This is a genomic window from Pseudomonas sp. MLB6B, assembly GCF_054508135.1.
Genome location: NZ_CP199313.1, coordinates 2,297,426 through 2,321,786 on the forward strand (window position 1 = coordinate 2,297,426; position 24,361 = coordinate 2,321,786).

Here is a 24,361-nt window from a genome sequence, read left to right on the forward strand (position 1 = left end):
CCATGGAACAGCAGCGTTGTCAGTCTCCTCAAGCTTTTGGACACTTCGACTGCGCACCGAATCCGGTACGCCCATTCCACCATGGAGAGCTTTGATGAGTCGCGACGTGTTCATCTGCGATGCTGTGCGTACCCCTATCGGGCGTTTGAACGGTGCCTTGGCTTCGGTGAGAACCGACGATCTGGCGGCCATTCCACTCAGGGCATTGGTCGAACGCAACGCCGGGATCGACTGGAGTGCGCTGGATGAAGTGTTCATGGGGTGTGCCAACCAGTCTGGTGAAGACAACCGCAATGTCGCACGCATGGCACTGCTGCTCGCGGGGCTTCCAGCGAGCGTTCCTGGAGTCACGTTGAATCGTTTGTGCGCATCGGGTCTGGAGGCGGTAGGTGCGGCGTTTCGAGCCATCGCCAATGGCGAAATGGAGTTGACGATCGCTGCCGGCGTCGAATCGATGACGCGCGCGCCCTACGTCTTGGGCAAGGCCGAAGCCGCCTATGGGCGCGCGCAGCAACTGGAGGACACCACGCTGGGTTGGCGTTTCGTCAACCCAGCGCTGCAAAGCGCCTACGGCGTGGACAGCATGCCGGTGACTGGCGACAACGTGGCGCGTCAATACGGCATTTCACGTGAGGACCAGGACGCCATGGCTGTACGCAGTCAGGCGCGTACCGCCGAGGCACAGCGACGCGGCTTTCATGCCGAAGAGATCGTGCCTGTCGTGATCGCTGGGAAACGGGGCGAAACTGTAGTGATCCATGACGAGCACCCGCGTCCGGACACCAGCTTGGCGGGGCTGGCCAAGCTCAAGCCAGTAAATGGCTCGCAGCATAGCGTCACTGCGGGCAACGCCTCGGGCCTCAATGATGGGGCGAGCGCAATGATCCTGGCCAGTGCCGAAGCCGTTGCCCGGTTCGATCTGCAGCCACGCGCGCGCGTGCTGGGCATGGCCAGCGCCGGCGTACTGCCCGAGGTCATGGGGATTGGTCCCGTTCCGGCGGTGCGCAAACTGCTGCAGCGTCTTGAAATGAGCATTGGGGATTTCGATGTCATCGAGCTTAACGAAGCCTTCGCCGCTCAAGGGCTGGCTGTCATGCGGGCGCTTGGTTTGCCGGATGACAGTGAGCGGGTCAACCCCAACGGTGGCGCAATAGCCCTTGGACACCCCTTGGGCATGAGTGGCAATCGTCTGGTACTGACAGCGGTTCATCAGCTGGAGCAGATCCAAGGCCGGTATGGTTTGGCAACCTTGTGTGTCGGTGTGGGCCAGGGCCTAGCCTTGGCGTTCGAGCGAGTCGAATCCAGGCGTTGAGCACAGCCCGCCGTGCGCATTCAGCCATAGGCTGTTGCCCCGACAGGCTTTGAAAGGACGACTGCACACCCTACCACCGACACCTTGCCGGATCATTTCTTCAGCAGATCGCCCAACGCCGCGAACGGATTGTGCGTCGCCTTGGCCGTTTTCGGCGAACTCAGCGAGCCTTCGCTGAAATACTGCTGGTCGGTGTAACGCGAGTGCTCGTTGTCGTGGCAGTACAAGCACAACAGCTCCCAGTTCGAGCCGTCTTGCGGGTTGTTGTCGTGGTTGTGGTCGCGGTGATGCACGGTCAGTTCCGAAAGGCGCTTGCCGGCGAACTCGCGGGCGCAGCGGCCGCACACGTGGGGGTACATCTTCAGGGCCTTGTCGCGGTAGCCCATTTCCTTGTCGCGCTTGGCGTCAGCGAGGATGCGGTCGAGCCGCGCGGTGGCGGCGGAGGTGGAGGCCGAGCTCATGGCGTTACCTTTGTGTTCTGATCAGGCGAATGACGGTTGTACGGCGAAGTCTAGCCTGCGCAACCACAGGTCGGACAGGCGCGATGTGCAACTTGCAGGTAGCCTATAGGAAGTTTCCTGATCGGAGGTGGCCATGTTCGCCATTTTTGTCCTCTGGCTGCTCACCGGCCCGACCGCGGCCGAGGCTGCCGCGCTGCAGCCGCAAGTGCAGCCGCAAGTCATCGTGCCGGTACCGGGCGCGCCTGGCACTGCAACGCCGTCACCCTATCCGCAGATCACCCCGAGCAACCCGCCCAAGGCCGGCGACGGCACGCCGGGCGGGCCATCCTTGCCGCCGATGCCGCACCCCAGGCCGCCCAAGGACCAGCCGTTGCCCAAGCCTGCGCAAGCCCCGCCGGTGACCTTGCCGGCCAAGCGCTGAGGTGCCTGAGGCCAGGCAGCAGCTTCGACGTGCGCCGGGGCTAGGCCACGCCCAGGTTTTCCAGCACGAAGCCGTATTCCAGTGCCACGTCGCGCAGCGCCTGATAGCGACCGCTCATGCCGCCATGGCCGGCACCCATCTCGGTCTTGAGCAGCAGCAGGTTGTCGTCGGTCTTGAGGGTGCGCAGGCGGGCCACCCACTTGGCGGCCTCCCAGTACTGCACGCGGCTGTCGTTGTAGCCGGCCACCACCAGCAGCGCGGGGTAGGCTTGGGCCTTCACGTTCTCGTAGGGCGCATAGGCCTTGATCCGTGCGTACACCTCCGGCTCTTCGGGGTTGCCCCACTCGTCGTACTCGGTCACGGTCAGCGGCAGGTCAGGGTCGAGCATGGTGTTGAGCGTATCGACGAAGGGCACTTCGGCGATGGCGCAGCGGAACAGCTCGGGGCGCTGGTTCAGTACCGCGCCGATCAGCAGGCCACCGGCGCTGCCGCCGCTGATCGCCAGGCGCTCGGAAGCCGTCACGCCTTGCGCGATCAAGTGCTCGGCGCAGGCGATGAAGTCGTCGAAGGTGTTCTGCTTGTGCGCCTGCTTGCCGGCGCGGTACCAGGCCTCGCCCAGCTCGCCGCCGCCGCGCACGTGGGCGATGGCGAAGGCGACGCCGCGTTCCAGCAGGCTCAGCCGCGCATGGGAGAACCACGGGTCGAGGCTCTCGCCGTAGGCGCCGTAGCCGTACAGGTACAGCGGCACGCACCGGCCCTGGTCGGCGCGTCGGCGCACCAGGCTGATCGGCACCTGGGTGCCGTCGGCGGCGGTGGCCCATAGGCGTTCGCTGACGTAGTCGTCGGCATCGAAGTCGCCGAGCACGGGCGTTTGCTTGAGTACCGTCTGCGCGCCATCGGCCAAGGTCAGCTGGCGCACCTGGGCCGGGCGGTTCAAGGCTTCATAGCGCAGGCGCAGGTGCGGGCCGGCGAACTCCAAGCTGTCCTGCACATGGAGGCTGTACGCTGCGTCGGGCAACTGCACACGGTAGGCCGTCTGGTCCTGCGGGTGCACTTCGATGATCGGCAGGCCGCCTTCGCGCAGGCTCAAGGTGATGGCACCGGCGTTGAGGCTGAGGTCTTCGAGCATCACCGTATCGCGGTGCGGCACCAGTAACTGCCACTGGTCGTGGCGCGGCGCCTGGTCGGCCGGGGCGTGGAACAGCGCGAAGTTGATGCCGTGCTGGTTGCTGCGGATGAACCACTGCCACTGCCCGTCGAGCTGGCCGTGGTCGGGGAAATACTCGTGTCCTTCCTGGCGCGGCGCCAGGCAGGCGAAGTCGGCCTGCGGCGTGGCGGCGTCCAGCACCCAGGCCTCGCAAGTGGTCTTGCTGTTGAGCAGCAGCACCAGCTGGCGTTCGGAGCTGGTGCGGTAGCAGTGCAGGAAGAAGCGGCCGTCGGGCTCTTCGAAGACGGTCTCGGCGCCTGCCTGGCCGAGGGTGTGGCGGCGCAGGCGCCAAGGTCGTTGGGTGTCGTCGAGTTCGGCGAAGAACAGCGTCTGGCTGTCGTTGGCCCAGGTTATGCTGCCGTCGCAGTCGTCGAATGGCAGGGTCTGGACCGCGCCGCTGACCAGGTCCTTGACATATAGCGTGTAGATTTCATCGCCCGTGGTATCCAGGCTGTAGGCCAGGCGCCGATGGTCGGGACTGATGCTGAACGCGCCCAGCGAGAGAAACCCGCCTTCGGCCAGGGCGTTGGGGTCGAGCAACAGGGTCTCGGCCTGCTCATCGACCTGCAGGCCGCCATCCGCCGGGCGCGCGCAGCGGTAGTGGCGTGCGTACTCGTCGCCTGCCGTGGTGCGCGTGTAATACAGGTACGGACCCCAGGGCGAGGGCAGCGACAGGTCGGTTTCCAGAATACGCCCCTTGATCTGCTCGAACAGGGCCTCGCGCAGCGGTGCTTGGTGCGCTAGAAAGGCCTGTTGGTAGGCGTTCTCGGCGTCCAGGTAGGCCAGCACCTCAGGGGTGTCGCGGGCCTGCAGCCAGGCGTAGGGGTCGGCTCCGGCGTGGGGCTGGGCGATGGGCGGGGAGGGCGGCAGGGTGCTCGCGGACATAGGATTCTCTTGACTGGGGCGACGACGGCGCAGCGCTGGCACGGTGTCGGGCGTGGGGGGCGCCTGCGCCCGGAAAAGCAGTTATCATAGGCACCTTTTCCCCTGGCTTGCATCCTCACCATGACCGAACACGACTACCTCCTCGCCTGGGGCCTGTACGCCTTCGCCGCCCTGGGCTGCCTGCTGGTCTTCTGCAAGCTCACCGGCTGGATGTGGCGCTGGTTGCGCGAGCCGCTGCGGGTACTGCTGGCGGTGCTGCTGCTGAGCCCGACCATCGTCGATCCGGCCAAGGACAGCTTTGCCCCGGCCATCGCCATCAGCACCCTGGACATCGCCTTCAAGGTCGGCGGCAACGCCTGGCGCGCCGCCTCGGACCTGGCCATGTACGGCCTCTTCGCCTTCGTGCTCTATGCCGTGTTCGTGCTGATCCGTTGGCCGCTGGAAAACCGCGCCCGCGAGCGCCGGCGCCAGGTCGAGGCGGCCGCCGAACGCCGCCGGATCGAAGATCAGGAACTCGACGCCGCGCCGCTGGCCGCCGACCTCAACGACCGTTACCGTGACCGTTCCCCTGCTGCGCCCGTGCAAACCGGCAGCGGTCGGGTCGAACCCAGGATCTAGCCAGGAGCCCGCCATGTGTGAACTGCTCGGCATGAGTGCCAACGTGCCCACCGACATCGTGTTCAGCTTCACCGGCCTGATGCAGCGCGGCGGCCGCACCGGCCCGCACCGCGACGGCTGGGGCATCGGCTTCTACGAAGGGAGCGGCTTGCGCCTGTTCCAGGACCCGTCGGCGAGCAGCGAGTCCGAGGTCGCCAACCTGGTGCAGCGCTATCCGATCAAGAGCGAGGTGGTGATCGGCCACATCCGCCAGGCCAACGTCGGCAAGGTCTGCCTGTCCAACACCCATCCGTTCATGCGCGAGCTGTGGGGGCGCAACTGGTGCTTCGCGCACAATGGCCAGATGCAAGGCTTCGAGGGTCAGAAAACTTTCTACCGGCCGGTGGGCGACACCGACAGCGAGGCGGCCTTCTGCGACTTGCTCAACCGGGTGCGCGACGCCTTCCCCGAGCCGGTCGCGGTCGAGGAGTTGCTGCCGGTGCTGGTGCAGGCCTGTGCCGAATACCGTAGCCAGGGCGTGTTCAACTGCCTGCTGAGCAATGGCGACTGGCTGTTCTGCTTCTGCTCCACCAAGTTGGTGCACATCACCCGCCGTGCCCCGTTCGGCGCGGCGCGCCTCAAGGACGTCGACCTGATCGTCGACTTCCTCACCGAGACCACACCCAACGACGTTGTGACCGTGATCGCCACCGAAGCCCTCACCGAAAACGAGACCTGGAACCGTTACGAACCCGGCCAGTGGGCGCTGTGGCGCCACGGCGAGTGCACCGCCCACGGCAACAGCGAGGAAGCGCCGGTATGTTCCTGAGCTATCTGCGTCTGCTGCTGTTCACCGGGGCGTTGCTGGCCGGCATCCAGGTGCCGGGGTACATCGACAGCTACAGCCAGCGGGTCGAGGCGCACATGCTGGAATCGCGCGAAGCGCTGAGCGGCTTCAAGGAAACCGCCGAGCGCTTCTTCAACGGCGACCTGCAAGCGTTGTTGCGCCATTACCGCAGCAGCGACGACCCGGTGTTCAACAGCGACGCCAACAGCATCGAGAGCCTGCTGGTCCGCAACCAGGCGCTGGAAAGCGAATGGCAGCTCCTGCAAGGCAACGTCTGGGTGCGCACCTGGCACGTGCTGGTGCAGCCGGACGAGCAGCTGCGCGAGGAAACCCTCAGGGCCTACAACTACCAGATCCTGTTGGTACCCGAGGCGATCGCCTGGGGCATCGGCGCCGGGCTGCTGCTGGCCCTGGCGGTGGAAAGCCTGCTGCGTCTGCTGGGCTGGGCGATCCTCGGTGCGCGACGTCGGCCAGTCAAGGAAAGCTGGCGCTGATTGGCCGGCGCCTCTATCGCTCAACCCAGTGCCGTATCCAGAAACATCATCACGGCGAACCCACCCATCAGCCCCACCGTCGCCGAGGTCTGGTGGCCATTGCGGTGGGTCTCCGGGATCACCTCGTGGGACACCACGAACAGCATCGCCCCAGCTGCCAGGCCCATGCTGATCGGGTAGGCCAAGGCGAAGCCGGTGGAGATGCCCAGGCCGATCACCGACCCTAGCGGCTCCATCAAACCCGAACCGATCGCCACCAAGGCCGCGCGCAGGCTCGACAAGCCCGTGGCGCGCAGCGCCAGGGCCACGGCCAGGCCTTCGGGGATGTCCTGAATGGCGATGGCGCTGGTCAGCGGCAGACCGACGCTCATGTCGCCGTTGGTGAAGCTCACGCCGATGGCCATGCCTTCAGGCAGGTTGTGCAAGGTGATCGCCAGCACGAACAACCAGACACGGTTGATGCGCTCGGTTTCCGGCCCTTGGGCACCGGTGCTTTCGTGCTCGTGCGGGGTGAAGCGGTCCAGGCCGAGCATCAACAGCACCCCAAGGCCCATGCCGAGCACCACCACCGCAGCGGCCAGCGAACCTTTGCCGGTGATTTCGCGGGCGGCATCCAGGCCCGGCAGGATCAGCGAGAACGAGCTGGCCGCCAGCATCATGCCGGCGGCGAATCCAAGCATCACATCCTGGTTGCGGCTGCTGACATCGCGCAGCACCACCGCCAGCACCGCCCCCAGGGCCGTGGCGCCGAAGCCCGACAGCCCCCCAAGCGCCGCCAGGTGCAGGTTGTCGGCGTGCTCGCCGTTGACCGCGTTGTAGATGCTGGCTCCCAGCAGGAACAGGATCGCCAGCAGGCTCAAGCCCAGGCCCGCGCTGAGCCACGGGCTGCTCAGCGCCTGCTGGCGCCAGATGCCGAGCATGGAGGCTGGTGTCGGGGCGGAAGAATCGGCTGGTGGCATTGCGAACCTCGTGGCTGAAAGGGTCTGTCGAGTCTAAGGGTGGACCCGCGCCACTCACCAAGGATTCCCTTCTATGGCGTTCATAGCGCCACGCCGCAGGACGGCACGGTGCCGATTTCAAGCTCGAGCGCATTCAAGCGAAGCGCATTTGGGACATCCGCGGCGGCGTGTGGTCGTACTCAGTGAGGCACGCAGTCGAGACGGTCGCGGCGCCTGACCTTCCGATCTTTCTATGCAGGAGCAGTGACATGGGTTCGACATTCAATGGGCTGATTGGCCTGATCATTCTGGCCTTAGACATCTGGGCGATCATCAACGTCATCCGCAGCGGTGCCTCCGGCGTCGCCAAGGTGTTGTGGATTCTGCTGATTCTGTTCCTGCCGGTCGTGGGCCTGATCATCTGGGCCATTGCCGGTCCGCGCGGCAACGCACGGATTTGATCCAGACGCGATAGGCCGCGAGACACGCGCTCACGGTCCAAGCAACGAGGCTCGGCGCTTGTCTGTCACTCGACGGGCAAGCGCCGAGCCTCGTTCGGTAAGGGGGGACGACAACGCTTACGCTGTTCCACGCAACCCGGTGGCAATCTGCCCCGCGCGAAGGTGACACAATTTTCACACTGGATTAATGAAAATCCGCGCCGCACAATGCCGCCTCGGCCCTGCACCAGCGATCGTGGCTGGCGGGCATCTTTCCGCAACCCGCACTTTCAGGACCTTTCCGTTCATGGCTTATCCCGATGCCTTGAAGCAAAAGGGCGCGCGCGCTCCCTTCACGCCTACCGTCAAACGCCATCTGGCCTACACCCTGCTCAGCGCACTGGTGATCATGCTGATGCTGAGCCTGGTGCGTCTGGCGCTGCTGCTCTACAACAGCGACATGATCGGCGACACGCCTTATGCCACCGTCGCCGAAGGTTTTCTCAACGGCCTGCGCTTCGATCTGCGCGTGGTGGTGTACATCAGTGTGCCGCTGCTGCTGGCGACCTTGAGCACCTGGGCCATGGCCCGGCGCGGGTTGTTCCGCGTGTGGCTGACGCTGACCTCGAGCCTGGTGATGTTCCTCGGCTTGATGGAGATGGACTTCTATCGCGAGTTCCACCAGCGCCTGAACGGTCTGGTGTTCCAGTACATCAAGGAAGACCCCAAAACCGTCCTGAGCATGCTCTGGTACGGCTTCCCTGTGGTGCGCTACCTGCTGGCCTGGCTGCTCGGCACCTGGCTGCTGAGCCTGCTATTCAAAGGCATCGACCGGCTGACACGCGGGCAGGGCAGCGCCGACACGGGCGCGACGTTCACCCGTCCCACCCCGTGGTACAACCGCCTGGCAGTGTTCATGGTGATCCTGCTGTTGGCGGTCGTGGCCGCACGCGGCACCTTGCGCCAAGGCCCGCCGATGCGCTGGGGCGACGCCTACACCACCGACTCGAACTTCGTGAACCAGCTGGGCCTCAATGGCACGCTGACCTTGATCGATGCTGCCAAGAGCCGCTTCGGTGAGGACCGCGCCAACGTCTGGAAGGCCACTCTCGATCCGCAGGTCGCCCTGCAGAGCGTGCGCGAGCAGATACTGACCGCCAACGACACCCTGGTCGATGCCGACGAGGCCGCCATCCGCCGCGATTTCGTGCCGCCACAGGCCAACACGCTGCCGATCAAGAACGTCGTGGTGATCCTCATGGAGAGCTTCGCTGGCCATTCGGTAGGCGCCTTGGGCAGCCCGAACGACATCACCCCGAACTTCGACAAGCTGGCCCAGGAAGGTCTGTTGTTCGACCGTTTCTTCTCCAACGGCACCCATACCCACCAGGGCATGTTCGCCACCATGGCCTGCTATCCCAATCTGCCGGGCTTCGAATACCTGATGCAGACCCCCGAAGGCGGCCACAAGCTGTCGGGGCTGCCGGCCTTGCTCAGTGCCCGTGACTACGACGATGTATACGTGTACAACGGCGACTTCGCCTGGGACAACCAATCCGGTTTCTTCGGCAACCAGGGCATGACCACGTTCATTGGCCGCAACGACTTCGTTGATCCGGTGTTCTCCGATCCCACCTGGGGCGTGTCCGACCAGGACATGTTCGACCGCGGCGCCCAGGAGCTGGCCCAGCGCGACGGCAAGAAGCCGTTCTATGCGTTGCTGCAGACGCTGTCCAACCACACCCCGTACGCATTGCCCAAGGACTTGCCGGTCGAGCCCGTCACGGGCCAGGGGCGCCTGGACGAGCACCTCACCGCCATGCGCTACTCGGACTGGGCTCTAGGCCAGTTCTTCGAGAAGGCGCGCAAGTCGCCGTACTTCAACGAAACGTTGTTCGTCATCGTCGGCGACCATGGCTTCGGCAATCACCAGCAGGTCACCGAGCTCGACCTGGGTCGTTTCAACGTGCCATTGCTGTTGATCGCGCCGGGTATCCAGGAGAAGTTCGGCAAGGTCGACCACACCGTCGGCACCCAAGTCGATATCGTGCCGACCATCATGGGCCGGTTGGGCGGCCAGACGCGGCACCAGTGCTGGGGTCGCGACCTGCTGAACCTGCCTCAAGGCGATCCAGGCGTGGGCATCATCAAGCCGTCGGGCAGCGAGCAGATCGTGGGCTTGGTGACCGGCGATCGTATCCTGATCGAATCCAAAGACATGTCGCCGCGCCTCTACCGCTACCAATTGGGTCGCGAGTTCAAGGCCGAGCTGATCGAGAGCTCTGACCAGCCACACCTGCTCAAGACGCTCGAAGCCTACATACAGACTGCGACCAAGAGCCTGCTCGACAACACGGCTGGGGTCGTCCACGGCATCCCGAAGTGAAAGGAGCGCTGGGGCCCTTGCGGCCCCTTCATGCCGAGTGAACAAATCCCTGAGCGCCAGGGTCATTTAGAACAGGCAGCAGCCGCTGCCTTTGACTCCCAGAGGGCTATTTGATGAAAAAGTGGGACATCATCTTTGCCGATCAAAAAGGCGAACTGACCACGCTGCAGCTCACCGCCGATCAACGGCCCGGTGAGGAAGAGGCAGCACGGGCGATCCGTTCGTCGTTGTTCCCGGTCATGGATGAGCTGGATCTCAACGATTTCCAGGATCGAAGCGTTTCTCCCACGGCCCGCTGGCTGAAAGAGCACAGCGGCGTGACCATCGCCGAGATCGTCGAGCATCCTTAGTTTTACGCACGCTAGCGTAGTGACCTGATCGGCACTACGCTGCCTGTCAGGCACCGGCTTTCTTCAGGGGCCTTTCCCGTTCCAATCCCTCGCCACGTCTTGCATCCGCTCCACATGCACCAGGGCCTGTGCCCCGCGCACGAAAAGTCTATCCATTGCACCGCAGGAGGACGTTTCATGATGAGCCACGACGACATCAGCAGCACCGTACTGCGCCAGATGAAAGAAGGCGGTTTCGACTTCACCCGCATCCATCCCATCGAGTTCTATGCCACTTTCCCCAGCGAAGCCTGTGCCCGGCGCGCCGCCGGGGCGTTCCGCGGCGAATCGACAAATGCCCAGTTGAGCGAGTTGGAAGAGGGCGCCTGGCACCTGCAACTGAGCAAGGTGATGTACGCCACCTACGTCGGCATTGGCGATTTCGAAGAGACCTTCGAACGTGTCATTTCGCCGCTGGGTGGTGAGATCAAAGGTTGGGGCGTGCGCCAGGAACGCATGACCGCCTGACGCGCGTCGCTGCCGCTGGGTCGTGCGGCCCAGCGGCTTTCTCAAGGCTTGCGAGCGGCCATGTGTTTCAGGTACGCCAGCAACGCATCCAATGCCCGATCGTCCAGAACCGATTCGTCGAACCCCGGCATTTTGCCTTGCGGCCATTGGCGCAGCGCCTGTGGGTTGCGGATGAGCTGGCGTAACCAGCCGTCTTGGAAGTATTCGGTCGGATTGTGCGGCAGGTTCAAATCAGGGCCTACCTGGGCATCGCCGCCGCCGTTGAGACGGTGGCACGCCATGCAGTTCTGCTGGAACAAAGCGAAGCCTTCACGTTCGGGGGCGCCGTGGGGCAGGGCAGGGTCTGGCAGCATCTGCGGGAAGCGCTGTTCGACGGCGGCCAGGCGCCGCAAGCGGTCGACTTGGAATGGCCATTGTTCGGGGCGGATGCCGCTGGCTTGCGGATCGGTCCAGACCACGTAGAAAGGGCCGGCGCTGGGTTTGCCGGCGGCCAATGGCGGCCAGGGCTGGGCAGGGTCCTCGATGGCCAACCAGGCCTTCGCAGGGCCTGATTGCAGAAGTGGCGCGGCCGGCATCTCGGCTGCGAAGCCATCCGCCGCCACGGCTTGCAGGTGGTCGTCTGCGCGGATGCTTTCGAGCAGGGCGGCCAAGGGCACGGCGCGGTAGTGCATGGCCCGTTTATAGGAAACGTCGGCAGGGACATCGATATTGCGCGCTTGCCGATGCGCCAGCAATTGCGCGGTGCTCCATTGCCGCGTGTGCTGACCCGCTTCCAGGACCAGTTCGGCGGCCCCCGCAGGTATGCAAAGCGCTATCCATCCCACTGCCAGCCAACGGCGCATGTGTGTGCTCCAACCAATCGAGGTCGGCAGGTTAACCGCGTCGCGCGTGGGACGCCATGGCTGTCCTTAGCCGAACAATCGGGTCATGTTCGGCAGGATCAACAGCAGGGTCGTGGCGAAAACGATGAGACCAGCTTGGCGAAACTTCGCGTGTCGGAACATAACGGACTGCCTTTTTGTTGTTATTCCTGAAATCAAATCTGGCGAGGCAGAGGCCTGCATAGTGCCAGACGTCGTCATCCTTGGCCGGCGAGCCTGTGGCGGGGGTGCATAACCAACAGTAGGGCGAACCTTGTCCATTTCAGAGACCCCTTTGTTCTACTTGCAGGGTTTTTAATCGCTTCGGGTTATGCTTACTGTTCGTCGCGCGTTGGAGTGCGCGGGCTAGACAGCTATCTTGCATTTCGTCGATAGGCGCGCCGGCATGCCCGTTCGTCAGTCCCGCCTACTTGCTTGTACGTGTCTTTCGCGTCAGGCTCTACGCCCTTCCTTCCTTTTTGTCGTTCGGGACTACTGCCATGTCGTTACGCATCTGCATCCTTGAAACCGATGTCCTGCGACCTGAGTTGGCGGCGCGGTACCAGGGTTATGGAAGGATGTTCGAACAGCTCTTCGAACGTCAGACCATCGCTGCGCAGTTTCGCGTCTTCAACGTGATGAACGGTCATTATCCCGACGATAGCGAGACGTTCGACGCTTATCTGGTGACCGGCAGCAAAGCCGATTCGTTCGCCGACGATCCCTGGATCGCAACCCTCAAGGCGTATCTGCTCAAACTCTATGCCCGTGGCGAGAAGCTGCTGGGCGTCTGCTTCGGCCATCAGCTGCTGGCCTTGACTTTGGGCGGCAAGGCCGAACGCGCCAATCAGGGTTGGGGCGTCGGCACGCACCGCTACCGCTTGGCTGCGCATGCGCCCTGGATGGGCGCCGAGACGACCGAACTGACCTTGCTCATCAGCCATCAGGACCAAGTCACCGCGTTGCCCGAGGGCGCGACGCTCATCGCCTCGAGCGACTTCTGCCCCAACGCCGCCTATTGCATCGGCGATCAGGTCCTGTGCTTCCAAGGCCATCCGGAGTTCGTCAACGACTACTCGCGCGCGTTGCTGGACGCACGGCAGGAGCACCTGGGCGACGAGGTCTATGCGCGTGCGGTGGCCAGCCTGGCCACGGCGCACCAAGGCGATCTGGTTGGGGAATGGATGCTCAGATTCATCGGCCATGCGCCCGACAAGGCGTCGAGCAAGGCCGCCAGCGCGGCGTGCACAGGCACTTCTTGAGCCCAATGGCGCTTCGGGGTCAGAGCCACCCCGAGCGCTTGAAGCTGGTGTACAGCCCCACACAGCCTAGACCGATCACGCTGAGCACGGCGTAATAGCCGTAGTGCCAGTTCAGCTCCGGCATGTTCTTGAAGTTCATCCCGTAGATGCCCGCCACCGCCGTCGGAAACGCCAGGATCGCCGCCCAGGCGGCGAACTTGCGTTGCGTGACGCTTTGCCGGGACGACTCCAGCCACATGCCCACCTCGATGGTCTGGGTGGCCAGCTCACCGATGGTGGTGAGGTCTTCCATCTGCCGGTTCACATGGATCTGTACGTCACGGAAGTACGGCCGCATCTGCTTGTCGATGAACGGGAAGTTGAGCCGCTGCAACTCTTCGCCGATCTCCACCATGGGCGCCACGTAGCGGCGCATGCGCAGGACTTCGCGGCGCAGGCGGTGCAGACGCTGGATGTCGCACTCCTGCAAGGCCTTGGTCAGCACGTTGCATTCCAGGTCCTGGATCTCTTCGTGGATGGCCTCGCTGACCGGCTGGTAGTTTTCGGTGACGAAATCCAGCAACGCGTACAGCACGAAGTCTTCGCCATGCTCGAGCAGCAGCGGGCGCGCCTCGCAGCGTTGACGGACCTCGGCATAGGACTGCGAGTCGCCGTTGCGGCAGGTGATCACATAGCCCGTGCCAGCGAAGATGTGCGTTTCGATGAACACCAGCTCGCCGTTTTCCAGAATCGGCGAGTAGGTGACGATGAACAGTGCGTCGCCAAAGGTTTCGAGCTTGGGGCGGCTGTGCTTTTCCAGCGCGTCCTCGATGGCCAGTTCGTGCAGGTCGAACTGGCCCTGCAAGGTTTCCAGCACTTGCGCGCTGGGCTCCTCCAGGCCGATCCAGACGAAATGCCCGGGCTTTTGCGCCCACTCGCGGCCTTCGTCGATGTTGATGTTGGTGACTTTCCTGCCGGCGCTATACACCGCCGCGGCGACTACTCGACCCATGATTGCGTGTTTCTCCGGTGAATCCATGGCCTGCCGGCCGCACCTGCGGCCGGAGCTCAGCCCAGATGCGCCCGATCGAGGGCGATGGCGGCATCCAGCGCGTCCAGCAGACCTTTGCGTACTTTCAACTTGGTGTTCTTGTGCGCGAGCATGTTCAGTTTTTTCAGCTCGCGCGCCTTGTCGAACGCACTGTCCAGCAACTGCGCGGCCGGGACCACGCGGTCGAGGAATCCAGCATGCATGGCAGCGTGCGGGTCGAACACTTCGGCGTTGATCACCGCGCGCTGGAAGGCGGCGCGGCCGAGGCGGTCACGGGCCAGCTCGATGCCAGCATGGTGCATGGTCATGCCGATCTGCACTTCGTTCAGGCAGATCTTGAACGGGCCTTCGACGCCGATGCGGTAGTCGCCCGCCAGCAGCAGGAAGGCGCCCTTGGCCACGGCATTGCCAGGGCAGGCGACGACGACCGGGAAGGGATGGGCGAGCAGGCGCCGGGTCAGTGCGGAGCCGGCGCTGACCAAGTCCACGGCCTGTTGCGGTCCGGCCGTCATCACCTTGAGGTCGTAGCCGCCGGAGAGGATGCCGGGCTGACCGGTGACGACCACCACCGCGCGCTCGGCTTCGGCGCGGTCGAGCAGGCTGTTGAAGGTGGCGATGAGCTCGGGCGAAAAGGCGTTGACCTTGCCGTTGCTCAAGGTCAGCAGGGCGATGCCGTCTTCGCTGTGGTAGGTGATCAACTCGCTCATGGAAGGCGTCCTTGAAGGTGGCGGGGCCCCGACGTTAACCAGCGGGGGCGGGCAGGTAAAGCGCCAAGGCTGACCGAGCGGTCATGGACGCTGGCGCGGTTGCGCTGGGCATTGGCTTGGGCCGATGGGGTCGGAAAAACCGGCGGCGGGATTGGCAGCATTGCCCTCTGGGTTGTGCATAAGCTTAACCGCATGAAAAATCTGAAAAAAAACTTGCCAAAGATAAAGCCTTCCACTAAATTAGCGCGCCTCGACAGGCTGAATGGCTTGAAGGGAAAACGGTGAAGTGTCCGAGTGGTCGAAGGAGCACGCCTGGAAAGTGTGTATACGAGAAATCGTATCAAGGGTTCAAATCCCTTCTTCACCGCCACATTCGTAAACGAGAAGCCCCTGAAGTCTTCAAGACTCCAGGGGCTTTTTGTTGCTCGTCGTTTGGGTGCTGAAGGCCAGGCCCTTGCCTGGGGCCGGCCTGGTCGGGCCGTGCCGTGTATCGAGTGGTCTGGATCGATGCCGTCAAGTCGCCGTTAGCGGCATCGTAGCGACTCGCAATGCCGAACCGGCCGCCTTCGCATCAAAACTGCACCGACGCCGAGACCCGCGCCGTGCGCGGCGCGCCCTGGAACAGATAGTCGTCGCCTAGATAGTCCCCCACATCGCGCCAGTAGCGCTTGTCGAACAGGTTGTCGACCGTCAGGCGCAGCACCGTGTCGTAACCGCCGATGCGCGTGCTGTAGCGGCTACCCACATCGAACACCGTGTACCCGCCCACCGACACCTCGCCGAGACGATCCGCATACTTGCTGGCGCTGTAGCGCGCGCCGCCGAGCAGCGCCAGGCCCGGCACCGGTAAGCTGTAGTCGGCGTACAGCGCCGCGCGCAGGTTGGGCACGTTCAGCGCCTGATGGCCTTCGTATTCGGCACTGCCGCTGCCGCTGACCCGCGCGCGGATGGCGGCGACGCTGGCCTGTAGTTGCAGGCGTGAGGTGGCCTGGCCGCTGGCGCCCAGTTCCAGGCCGGTGTTCTTCTGCTGGCCCTGTTGCACGTAGGTGAACTGGCCGTCGCCGTCCGGGCGGCTGTACTGGTAGGCCTGGCGCAATTGGAACAGCGCGGCGGTGAAGCTCATGCCGTGCCAGTCCTGCTTGGCGCCGATCTCGTACTGGTGCGACAGGGTAGGGGCGAGGATGTCCGAGGCATTACTGGCGAACCATGGTGCAGTCCCGCCTGCGGACAGGCCTTTGGCGTAGCTGAGGTAGAAGGTGGTGTCGGGCGCCGGCTTGTACAGCACAGCAGCGTTGGGCAGCAGTTCGTAGCGCTGGGTGTGGCGGCCGGCCACGCCGGTTTCGTCCCAGGTGCGTTCGTCGAGGCGTACCTCGCGTGCGCCGAGCACGGTCTGCCAGTGTTCGTCGAAGCTCAGCGTGTCATTGAAGAACACGCCGTACTGGCGGCTGTCCAGGCGCCGCTTGCTGTCTTGCAGGGCCAGAGTGGAGGCGGGCCAGAACGGCGCATCTTCGCCGATGTTGCCGCTGCCGACGAACTCGTTGTAGGTGGGCCGTTGGTCGAGGGTTCGCCGCTGGGCGGTAGTGCCCAGGGTCAGGTCGTGGTCCACGCCCAGCGCGTGGAAGCGGCCATCGAGCGTGGCCTGCGCTTCGACCACGCGACGCGTGTCGTCGGGGCTGCGGAAATCGTAGATGTCGTAGTCGCCCTCAGGGCTGAAGTGGTTGGGTACCGCTTCGTCGGCGCAGCTCGTCGCGCCATAGCAACCCCAGGCGAAAGCGCTGTAGTCGTCGATCACCACTTCGCTGCGTGAGGCGCTCAAGGTGCCGGTCCAGTTGTCATCGAAACGGTACTCGAAGCGCCCGCCCAGGTTCAGCGAGTCGCTTTTGACCGGCTTGGCCCAATCCTGATAGGCCAGGCGGTCGGTCGGGTCGACGCCGTGGGGCAGGGCGTTGCCGCCGAGCAGCTGATAGCCCGGCACCGAACGCTGTTCGCGCTGCTGGTATTCGGCGTCCAGTTGCAAGGTCGCGTCGGGGCCGATGTTCCAGTCGAACGCCAGCGATGCGAAGTCGCGTTGGCCGTCGGCGTGGTCGACGTAGCTGCGGATGTCCTCATGGGCCAGGTTGGCGCGCAGGCCGAACTGCCGCTCGCTGCCGAACCAGCCGCCCAGGTCCGTAGCCAGGTAGCGCTCGCCCTGTTCATTGCTCGACCAGGTAACGCTGCGCACTTCTTCCGGGCGCTTGCTGACGTAATTGATCAGCCCGCCGGGTGCGGACACGCCGCTATAGAGTCCGGAAAGCCCCTTGAGCAGCTCGACCTGCTGCTTGTTTTCCAGGGCCACGTTCTGCTCGCCGGCGAGGGTCTGGCCGTTGAGGCGATAGCTGTTGGCGGCATTGAGGGTAAAGCCGCGCACGTTGAAGTTTTCGTAATAACCGATCGGTGCGTAGCTCTCGCCGACCGACGCGTCGCTGTGCAGCACTTCGCTGAGCTGGCGCACCTGACGGTCCTGCAGCAGGGCTTGGGTGAACACGCTGACCGAGGCCGGCGTGTCGAGCAGGGGCGCGGCATGGGGGCCGGTGATCTGCGCCTCGCTGGCCTGGTAGCCCGCTTGCCAGGCCACGTCGGACACCTCCACGGGGGCCAGCAGCACGCGTTCGTCGGCCAAGGCGCTGGCGGGCAGGGCCATGCTCAGGGCCAGCAGGCTCAAGGGCAGGCGAGGATGGGGCGAAGGCATGCGGGCTCCTAAGGACGGTCGCGAGGTCGATGGGATGGAAATGGGTGCGGGTAGGCCATGGCATTACGCCATTTTTTGCGCGCGACAGCCTACCAGTTGTGGGCGGGCGATGGGCGCTCGAAAGCAGTCAGAGGTAAAGACGGTCAGAGGTAAAGACGGATGGGGCGCGGGAATATTCGGTGTGGTTGTCGAGAAGATAGTCACGCAGCTGGGTGCTGACGGCGGGAGCGTTCGGTGCGTCTGTTGAAGGGGCGAATGGACAGCGCGTTGCGTGAAGAAGAGCGCAGGCGGTGTGAAAACGCGCTGAAATGCCGTTGCGTCCAGCTCAGCCGTTTTCACACTGCGGCGGGTGCGCGGTCAGTCCTGGTCAGCGCTGGAACATTCGCCGTCGTCCTGCTCGACGGCAGGCGTCGGTTCGGCATGGACGGGAACGGTCGGCTCTTCGGGGTTCAGGCTTGGGAAGGGGAAGTTCGGGATTTCATGCATCTCGAGTGTCCTCGCAAGTGGGTGTGAACGGACGCTGCGGCGTGCCCCAAGCACACCACAGCTCGCGCAGGATACAGGACTGTGTGTGACAGTTCGGAAGAAATCGCGCCGCCCCATGAAGGCGGCGCGAGGCTTCGACCTTCAGATCCCCTTGCGCCGGGCAGCGGCGCGGCAGCCATTCGGCCACCGCCCATCCGCGCAACGGCCCTGCGCGATACAGCGCCTACTTGCGCCCCTCGGCGCCCTGCGCCACCTGATCGGTGCGCGCGCACATGATGAAGTCATTGCGGTGCAGCCCCTTGATCGAGTGGCTCCACCAAGTCACCGTGACCTTGCCCCACTCGGTCAACAACCCAGGGTGATGCCCTTCGGCCTCGGCGATTTCGCCCACCGCATTGGTGAACGCCAGGGCATGCTTGAAATTCTTGAAAAGGAACACCCGCTCGAGCTCCATGTGCCCATCGCGCACCTCGACGTTCCAGTCGGGAATCTCGCGGATCAGCTCGGCCAGCTCGTCGTCGCTGACTTTCGGAGCATCGGCGCTGCAGGCGACACAGTGGTTCTGGTTCAACGTGGTCATGAAAACGTTTCCTTGGATCGAATGGACGACAAAAGCGGTCAGGCAGCCTTGGGCGCGAACTTGGGCGGGTGCAGGCCCAACAGGGTCGCCTGCGCGACCATGCCCATGACGTCTTCATGGGCCAGGTCGAACAAGCGCTTGAGGCTCGGCAGCTTGAAGTACACCGGCTGCAGGATATCGATGCGGTAAGGCGTGCGCATCGCCTCGATCGGGTCGAATGGCTGGTGCTCGGGCTCGCCCGACAGCGCGTACAGGGTTTCCTTGGGCGAAGACAGGATGCCGCCGCCATACACGCGCGTGCCTTGGGGCGTGTCCAGCAGGCCGAACTCGATGGTCATCCAGTACAGCCGCGCCAGGTACACCCGCTGCTCTTTGCTCGCCGCCAGGCCCAGCTTGCCGTAGGCGTGGGTGAATTCGGCGAACCAGGGGTTGGTCAGCAGCGGGCAGTGGCCAAAGATCTCGTGGAAAATGTCCGGCTCTTGCAGGTAGTCGAGCTCTTCGGGCGTGCGGATGAACGTGGCGACCGGAAAACGCTTGCTGGCCAGCAGCTCGAAGAAGGTCTGGAAGGGGATCAGGGCTGGGACCCGTGCCACTTGCCAGCCGGTGGTGGCGTCGAGCACACGGTTGATTTCGCCGAGCTGGGGAATGCGCTCGGTGGGCAAGGCCAATTGCTCCAGGCCGTCGAAGAAGGCATCGCAGGCGCGCCCTTCGATCACTTTCACCTGCCGCGTGATGAGGGTGTTCCACACCGCATGTTCTTCCTGCGGATAATGGATGAACCCCTGGGCGTCGGGCTCGCGGGCCACGTAGTGCGTCTGTTTCATGGCGCTCTCCTGCTGAGGGCTTTTATTGTTGTGTGCTGCACGTGTGTGCAGTTGTAGCGCACGGCAGGCGGCAGGGAGTGGGGGATAGGGGCCGACAAAGCCAATCGAAAAGCGCTTTTCGTAACGCAAGTTTTACAAAATCGTGCCTGCATTGGAAAATCACCGACTTGTAGCGGTGTAGGTCGCCGTTTTTGTCAGACTTTCTTTACAACTATTTGGCGTCTGCGTTGGATTTTCGGCGCCGCGAGAGCGAACATGCGTATCAAAGTGCACTGCCAGAACCGCATCGGCATCCTGCGGGACATCCTCAACCTGCTGGTCGAATACGGCATCAACGTGCTGCGTGGCGAAGTCGGCGGCGACCATGGCAATGCCATCTATCTGCATTGCCCGAACCTGATGAACCTGCAGTTCCAGGCCTTGCGGCCCAAGTTCGAGGCCATCGGCGGGGTGTTCGGCGTCAAGCGCGTCGGCTTGATGCCCAGCGAGCGCCGACACATGGAGCTCAATGCGCTGCTCGGCGCCTTGGAGTTTCCAGTGTTGTCGATCGACATGGCCGGTTGCATCGTGGCGGCCAACCGCAGCGCTGCGCAGTTGCTCGGTGTGCGCGTCGATGAGGTGCCGGGCTTGCCGCTGTCACGCTACATGGACGATTTCGACCTGCCCGAACTGGTGCGCTCGAACAAATCGCGCATCAACGGCCTGCGCGTGCAGGTCAAAGGCGATGTGTTCCTGGCCGACATCGCGCCGCTGCAATCGGAGCATGACGACAGCGAAGCCCTGGCCGGTGCAGTGCTGACCCTGCACCGCGCCGACCGTATCGGCGAGCGTATCTACAGCGTGCGCAAGCAGGAGCTGCGCGGCTTCGACAGTATCTTCCAGAGCTCGAAGTCGATGGCTGCCGTGGTGCGCGAGGCGCGGCGCATGGCGCCGTTGGACGCACCGCTACTGATCGAGGGCGAGACCGGTACTGGCAAGGAGCTGCTGGCCCGCGCCTGCCACTTGGCCAGCCCGCGTGGGGCCTCGCCCCTGATGGCGCTCAACTGCGCCGGTCTGCCCGAGTCCATGGCCGAGACCGAACTGTTCGGTTATGGCCCAGGCGCGTTCGAAGGCGCACGCGCCGAAGGCAAGCTCGGCCTGCTGGAACTGACCGCAGGCGGCACGCTGTTCCTCGATGGGGTAGATGAAATGAGCGCGCGCTTGCAGGTCAAACTGCTGCGCTTCCTGCAGGACGGCTGCTTTCGCCGGGTCGGCAGCGACGACGAGGTGTACCTCGACGTCAGGGTGATCTGCGCCACGCAAGTGGACCTGTCGGAGCTGTGCGCGCGCGGCGAGTTCCGCCAGGATCTGTATCACCGCCTCAACGTGCTGTCGTTGCACATACCGCCGCTGCGCGAGTGCCTTGACGGCTTGCCGGGGTTGGTCGAGCATTTTCTCGATCAGGCCAGTCGGCAGATCGGTTGCGCCTTGCCGAAGGTCGTGCCGGCGGCCATGGACAAGTTGGCCCATTACCAATGGCCGGGTAACGTGCGGCAACTTGAGAACGTCATGTTTCAGGCCGTTTCATTGTGCGAAGGCGGCACGGTAAAAGCCGAACATATACGCTTGCCCGATTATGGCGTGCGACAACCCTTGGGCGAGTTTTCACTGGAAGGAAGTTTGGCCGACATTATCGGCAGGTTCGAAAAAGCGGTCTTGCAGAACTTATCGGCCGAACATGGCAGCAGCCGTGCCCTGGGTAAGCGCCTGGGTGTTTCCCATACCACCATCGCCAACAAGTTGCGCGACCATGGCTTGAACAAGGGCTGAGCCCGAAAGGCCGCCAGGCGGCCTCATGTCCAGGCTTTGCGCGGGTGGTCAGCCGTTGGAGCAACCATTGCCCATGACGCGGTATTCGAGCACGTGCCGCTGGCCCTGGGAGTCTTCGTAGGTCATGCGTGCCGGGACCACGGCGCACACGTTGGGTACTTCGCTGACCGACAGTACGTGGGCGATGTCCAGGTGCTGGGCGTAGTCGTAGGCTTCGACCGGGGTTGGTGCGGGAGCGTTCGGGTCGTCGGCCATGGCTACGCCAGTGGCGCTGCACAGGAGCATTGCCAATACATATTTCATGTTCGGATTACCTATAGGGTGAACCGCAAGTTGCACACTTGGAAGTTGCAAGTTGCAGGGGCTCGCGCAGCGTCATGAACGCGGCGTCGAACAGTGGGGTTGGAAGTTGCTCGCAATCGACACGGCCTTCGTGGGGGCTGTCGTTAGTGTCAATCTCGATGCCGTTGCTGGCGAGAGAAAGTCTAGGCGCCGAGCGAGGGTGGAAACAGCGCGAATCGTGATAAAGAGTGTTCGCATTTTTACAAGAATGCGCAGGTTATAGGCGTTATTTTTCGCCGCATCACTGGCCGTCGAACGCCGCGATATAAGACGCAGCACCGCAGCATGCCGCTCGGCAGGGCAGGCCGGCAGCGCTACTACCATCGTCGAATGGCCGCGTCCGTTCTGGTACGGTTACAACGGTTCCATACAAAAACAACTATTAAACCGAGGTATCAGAGATGAGTGCGGCTTCACTGTATCCCGTTCGCCCCGACGTAGCGGCTTCGACCCTGACCGACGAGGCCACCTACAAGGCCATGTACCAGCAGTCGGTGATCAACCCCGAAGGCTTCTGGCGTGAGCAGGCCCAGCGCCTCGACTGGATCAAGCCCTTCACCAAGGTCAAGCAGACCTCCTTCGACGACCACCACGTCGACATCAAATGGTTCGCCGACGGCACTCTGAACGTTTCCTACAATTGCCTGGACCGTCACCTCGAAGAGCGCGGCGACCAGGTCGCGATCATCTGGGAGGGCGATGACCCTGCCGACCACCGCAACATCACCTACCGCGAGCTGCACGAAGACGTCTGCAAGTTCGCCAACGCCCTGCGCGGCCAGGACGTGCACCGCGGCGATGTGGTGACCATCTACATGCCGATGATCCCCGAAGCGGTGGTGGCCATGCTGGCCTGCGCCCGCATCGGCGCGATCCATTCGGTGGTGTTCGGCGGCTTCTCGCCCGAAGCCCTGGCCGGGCGCATCATCGACTGCCGCTCGAAAGTGGTGATCACCGCCGACGAAGGCGTGCGCGGCGGCCGTCGCACGCCGCTCAAAGCCAACGTCGACCTGGCGCTGACCAACCCGGAAACCTCCACCGTCCAGAAGATCATCGTCTGCAAGCGCACCGGCGGCGACATCGCCTGGCACCAGCACCGCGACATCTGGTACGAAGACCTGATGAAAGTGGCGTCCAGCCAGTGCCTGCCCAAAGAAATGGGCGCCGAGGAAACCCTGTTCATCCTCTATACCTCCGGCTCCACCGGCAAACCCAAGGGCGTTCAGCACACCACCGGGGGCTACCTGGTCTACGCCGCGCTGACCCACGAGAAGGTGTTCGACTACAAGCCGGGCGAGGTCTACTGGTGCACCGCCGACGTGGGCTGGATCACCGGCCACAGCTACATCGTCTATGGCCCGCTGGCCAACGGCGCCACCACACTGCTGTTCGAAGGCGTGCCGAACTACCCGGACATCACCCGCGTGTCGAAGATCGTCGACAAGCACAAGGTCAACATCCTCTACACCGCGCCGACCGCCATCCGCGCCATGATGGCCGAGGGCGAGGCTGCCGTGGCCGGCGCCGACGGCTCAAGCCTGCGCCTGCTCGGCTCGGTGGGCGAGCCGATCAACCCGGAAGCCTGGAACTGGTACCACAAGGCCGTCGGCAAGGAGCGCTGCCCGATCGTCGACACCTGGTGGCAGACCGAGACCGGCGGCATCCTCATCAGCCCGCTGCCGGGCGCTACCGCGCTCAAGCCGGGCTCTGCGACCAAGCCCTTCTTCGGCGTGGTGCCGGCGCTGGTGGACAACCTCGGCAACCTCATCGAAGGCGCCGCCGAGGGCAACCTGGTGATCCTCGACTCCTGGCCGGGCCAGTCGCGCTCGCTGTATGGCGACCACGACCGTTTCGTCGACACCTACTTCAAGACCTTCCGCGGCATGTACTTCACCGGCGACGGTGCGCGGCGCGACGAAGACGGCTACTACTGGATCACCGGTCGCGTCGATGACGTGCTCAACGTCTCTGGCCACCGCATGGGCACCGCCGAGATCGAAAGCGCCATGGTCGCCCACAGCAAGGTGGCCGAGGCTGCCGTGGTCGGTGTGCCCCACGACATCAAGGGGCAGGGCATCTATGTCTACGTCACCCTCAATGCGGGCGAAGAACCGAGCGAGCAACTGCGCCTGGAACTGAAGAACTGGGTACGCAAGGAAATCGGCCCGATCGCCTCGCCGGATGTCATCCAGTGGGCGCCGGGCCTGCCGAAAACCCGTTCGGGCAAGATCATGCGGCGCATCCTGCGCAAGATCGCCACGGGTGAATACGACGCGTTGGGCGATATTTCCACCCTGGCCGATCCAGGCGTGGTGCAGCACCTGATCGACACGCACAAGTCGATGGGTCGGGCCAGCGCCTGATCGACCTGGTGTGAGTCGGTGCGCTTGCCCGGCGCTTGATCGACACGTACAAGTCGGTGCATCTAGGCTTTGTACGAAAAATGCCTGCGCGGCGATCATGCTGCGTTGAAAACAGGCTCGGAATGCTCATTTGCAACCAGCAAACTCCGCTTCCTCGCCTGTTTTCGCCTTGCCTGATCGTCGCTCGGCAACTTTTCGTACAGAGCCTAGTCAGCGCCTGAGCCGTCTGGTCGGCCACCAGCGCGCTGCGAAGCCCCGCCGATGTCTGGCGGGGTTTTCTTTGCGTGGCGTTACTTCGGCGGACATCGCCGCTTGCATGCCGAACCTGCCCCTGTGCCCATGCGAGGCCTCTTGAAACAGGCGCGGCACTTTCATGGGGCGGCGATGGGTTCGGCAGGCAATCACATCCCACTACACTTGCCGTATTACCTGGCTTTGCGAATAATAGGTCCGCTTATTGCTAGCCGATGGGTGTACCGTCCGCGAACCCTGTGGGAGCGGCTTCAGCCGCGAAGAGCTGCAACG

23 protein-coding genes and 1 tRNA gene are annotated in these 24,361 nt (G+C 63.8%); 13 read left to right on the forward strand and 11 right to left on the reverse strand.

The annotated features are described in order from the left end of the window. The first annotated feature begins 94 nt into the window (after nucleotides 1-94). On the forward strand, nucleotides 95-1,312 hold the full coding sequence (gene pcaF / locus ACSMEV_RS10090; RefSeq protein ID WP_459208260.1) for a 3-oxoadipyl-CoA thiolase: 1,218 nt from the start codon (nucleotides 95-97) through the stop codon (nucleotides 1,310-1,312). Nucleotides 1,313-1,404: 92 nt separating this feature from the next. Here pcaF and ACSMEV_RS10095 read toward each other — a convergent pair whose 3' ends face one another. Continuing rightward, nucleotides 1,405-1,773, reverse strand: coding sequence for a YajD family HNH nuclease (locus ACSMEV_RS10095; protein WP_296264470.1), 369 nt, complete (start codon nucleotides 1,771-1,773; stop codon nucleotides 1,405-1,407). Nucleotides 1,774-1,906: 133 nt separating this feature from the next. On the opposite strand from ACSMEV_RS10095, the gene ACSMEV_RS10100 reads away from it, so the two are divergent. Beyond that, nucleotides 1,907-2,194 (forward strand): hypothetical protein, encoded by a 288-nt coding sequence (locus ACSMEV_RS10100; RefSeq protein WP_459208261.1) that lies wholly within the window; start codon nucleotides 1,907-1,909, stop codon nucleotides 2,192-2,194. Between the two features lie 40 nt (nucleotides 2,195-2,234). On the opposite strand, the gene ACSMEV_RS10105 is transcribed toward ACSMEV_RS10100, so the two are convergent. Further along, nucleotides 2,235-4,271, reverse strand: a complete 2,037-nt coding sequence (locus tag ACSMEV_RS10105; protein WP_459208323.1) for a S9 family peptidase — start codon at nucleotides 4,269-4,271, stop codon at nucleotides 2,235-2,237. A 135-nt stretch (nucleotides 4,272-4,406) separates the two neighbouring features. Between ACSMEV_RS10105 and ACSMEV_RS10110 the strand changes: the two genes are divergently transcribed. From ACSMEV_RS10110 to ACSMEV_RS10120, 3 genes are read left to right on the forward strand one after another with little or no spacing between them, the layout of a single operon-like run. Then, the gene (locus ACSMEV_RS10110; RefSeq protein WP_459208262.1) at nucleotides 4,407-4,904 is read left to right on the forward strand and encodes an MFS transporter; all 498 of its coding nucleotides are present in this window, start codon (nucleotides 4,407-4,409) and stop codon (nucleotides 4,902-4,904) included. Between the two features lie 13 nt (nucleotides 4,905-4,917). Beyond that, nucleotides 4,918-5,712: a class II glutamine amidotransferase gene (locus ACSMEV_RS10115; protein WP_459208263.1), complete on the forward strand. Its 795-nt coding sequence runs from the start codon at nucleotides 4,918-4,920 to the stop codon at nucleotides 5,710-5,712. Further along, nucleotides 5,703-6,224: a DUF2937 family protein gene (locus ACSMEV_RS10120; RefSeq protein ID WP_459208264.1), complete on the forward strand. Its 522-nt coding sequence runs from the start codon at nucleotides 5,703-5,705 to the stop codon at nucleotides 6,222-6,224. Before ACSMEV_RS10115 ends, ACSMEV_RS10120 begins: the two co-directional genes overlap by 10 nt. A gap of 20 nt (nucleotides 6,225-6,244) precedes the next feature. Here ACSMEV_RS10120 and ACSMEV_RS10125 read toward each other — a convergent pair whose 3' ends face one another. Further along, nucleotides 6,245-7,183 carry a ZIP family metal transporter gene (locus ACSMEV_RS10125; RefSeq protein WP_459208265.1) on the reverse strand — a complete coding sequence of 313 codons (939 nt, stop codon included), beginning with the start codon at nucleotides 7,181-7,183 and terminating at the stop codon, nucleotides 6,245-6,247. 248 nt (nucleotides 7,184-7,431) lie between these two features. Here ACSMEV_RS10125 and ACSMEV_RS10130 point away from each other — a divergent pair, with 248 nt between their 5' ends. The 4 genes from ACSMEV_RS10130 to ACSMEV_RS10145 all read left to right on the forward strand — a co-directional run bounded on the left by ACSMEV_RS10130 (nucleotide 7,432) and on the right by ACSMEV_RS10145 (nucleotide 10,845). Beyond that, nucleotides 7,432-7,623: a PLD nuclease N-terminal domain-containing protein gene (locus tag ACSMEV_RS10130; protein ID WP_296264459.1), complete on the forward strand. Its 192-nt coding sequence runs from the start codon at nucleotides 7,432-7,434 to the stop codon at nucleotides 7,621-7,623. A 286-nt stretch (nucleotides 7,624-7,909) separates the two neighbouring features. Continuing rightward, nucleotides 7,910-9,988: an LTA synthase family protein gene (locus ACSMEV_RS10135; RefSeq protein WP_459208266.1), complete on the forward strand. Its 2,079-nt coding sequence runs from the start codon at nucleotides 7,910-7,912 to the stop codon at nucleotides 9,986-9,988. Between the two features lie 113 nt (nucleotides 9,989-10,101). Further along, entirely contained in the window at nucleotides 10,102-10,338 is a 237-nt protein-coding gene (locus ACSMEV_RS10140) for a hypothetical protein (RefSeq protein ID WP_296264456.1), read from the forward strand. Nucleotides 10,339-10,515: 177 nt separating this feature from the next. After that, on the forward strand, nucleotides 10,516-10,845 hold the full coding sequence (locus ACSMEV_RS10145) for a ribonuclease E inhibitor RraB (protein WP_459208267.1): 330 nt from the start codon (nucleotides 10,516-10,518) through the stop codon (nucleotides 10,843-10,845). Nucleotides 10,846-10,886: 41 nt separating this feature from the next. Here the strand turns inward: ACSMEV_RS10145 and ACSMEV_RS10150 are convergent, their stop codons facing one another. After that, complete coding sequence (locus ACSMEV_RS10150; protein WP_459208268.1) at nucleotides 10,887-11,687, reverse strand: cytochrome c; 801 nt, start codon at nucleotides 11,685-11,687, stop codon at nucleotides 10,887-10,889. A gap of 518 nt (nucleotides 11,688-12,205) precedes the next feature. Here ACSMEV_RS10150 and ACSMEV_RS10155 point away from each other — a divergent pair. Next, entirely contained in the window at nucleotides 12,206-12,967 is a 762-nt protein-coding gene (locus ACSMEV_RS10155) for an amidotransferase (protein ID WP_459205074.1), read from the forward strand. Nucleotides 12,968-12,986: 19 nt separating this feature from the next. Here the strand turns inward: ACSMEV_RS10155 and ACSMEV_RS10160 are convergent, their stop codons facing one another. Continuing rightward, nucleotides 12,987-13,958, reverse strand: coding sequence for a magnesium and cobalt transport protein CorA (locus tag ACSMEV_RS10160; RefSeq protein ID WP_459205075.1), 972 nt, complete (start codon nucleotides 13,956-13,958; stop codon nucleotides 12,987-12,989). 56 nt (nucleotides 13,959-14,014) lie between these two features. Continuing rightward, nucleotides 14,015-14,704, reverse strand: a complete 690-nt coding sequence (locus ACSMEV_RS10165) for a crotonase/enoyl-CoA hydratase family protein (RefSeq protein WP_459205076.1) — start codon at nucleotides 14,702-14,704, stop codon at nucleotides 14,015-14,017. Between the two features lie 280 nt (nucleotides 14,705-14,984). Here ACSMEV_RS10165 and ACSMEV_RS10170 point away from each other — a divergent pair. Then, nucleotides 14,985-15,074 (forward strand) — tRNA-Ser (locus ACSMEV_RS10170). A 201-nt stretch (nucleotides 15,075-15,275) separates the two neighbouring features. Here the strand turns inward: ACSMEV_RS10170 and ACSMEV_RS10175 are convergent. The 4 genes from ACSMEV_RS10175 to phhA form a co-directional block, all read right to left on the reverse strand. Then, nucleotides 15,276-17,432 (reverse strand): TonB-dependent siderophore receptor, encoded by a 2,157-nt coding sequence (locus ACSMEV_RS10175; protein ID WP_459205077.1) that lies wholly within the window; start codon nucleotides 17,430-17,432, stop codon nucleotides 15,276-15,278. A gap of 357 nt (nucleotides 17,433-17,789) precedes the next feature. Next, entirely contained in the window at nucleotides 17,790-17,918 is a 129-nt protein-coding gene (locus ACSMEV_RS10180; protein WP_459205078.1) for a hypothetical protein, read from the reverse strand. Nucleotides 17,919-18,141: 223 nt separating this feature from the next. Next, nucleotides 18,142-18,498, reverse strand: a complete 357-nt coding sequence (locus tag ACSMEV_RS10185; RefSeq protein WP_296264439.1) for a 4a-hydroxytetrahydrobiopterin dehydratase — start codon at nucleotides 18,496-18,498, stop codon at nucleotides 18,142-18,144. Between the two features lie 38 nt (nucleotides 18,499-18,536). Then, entirely contained in the window at nucleotides 18,537-19,322 is a 786-nt protein-coding gene (phhA, locus tag ACSMEV_RS10190; protein WP_459205079.1) for a phenylalanine 4-monooxygenase, read from the reverse strand. A gap of 255 nt (nucleotides 19,323-19,577) precedes the next feature. Here phhA and ACSMEV_RS10195 point away from each other — a divergent pair, with 255 nt between their 5' ends. Further along, a complete protein-coding gene (locus ACSMEV_RS10195) occupies nucleotides 19,578-21,131 on the forward strand; it encodes a sigma-54-dependent transcriptional regulator (RefSeq protein ID WP_459205080.1) in 1,554 nt (517 codons plus the stop codon). Nucleotides 21,132-21,179: 48 nt separating this feature from the next. On the opposite strand, the gene ACSMEV_RS10200 is transcribed toward ACSMEV_RS10195, so the two are convergent. Next, complete coding sequence (locus ACSMEV_RS10200) at nucleotides 21,180-21,434, reverse strand: DUF2790 domain-containing protein (protein WP_459205081.1); 255 nt, start codon at nucleotides 21,432-21,434, stop codon at nucleotides 21,180-21,182. A gap of 440 nt (nucleotides 21,435-21,874) precedes the next feature. Here ACSMEV_RS10200 and acs point away from each other — a divergent pair, with 440 nt between their 5' ends. After that, nucleotides 21,875-23,836, forward strand: a complete 1,962-nt coding sequence (acs, locus tag ACSMEV_RS10205; protein WP_459205082.1) for an acetate--CoA ligase — start codon at nucleotides 21,875-21,877, stop codon at nucleotides 23,834-23,836. Nucleotides 23,837-24,361: the final 525 nt, after the last annotated feature.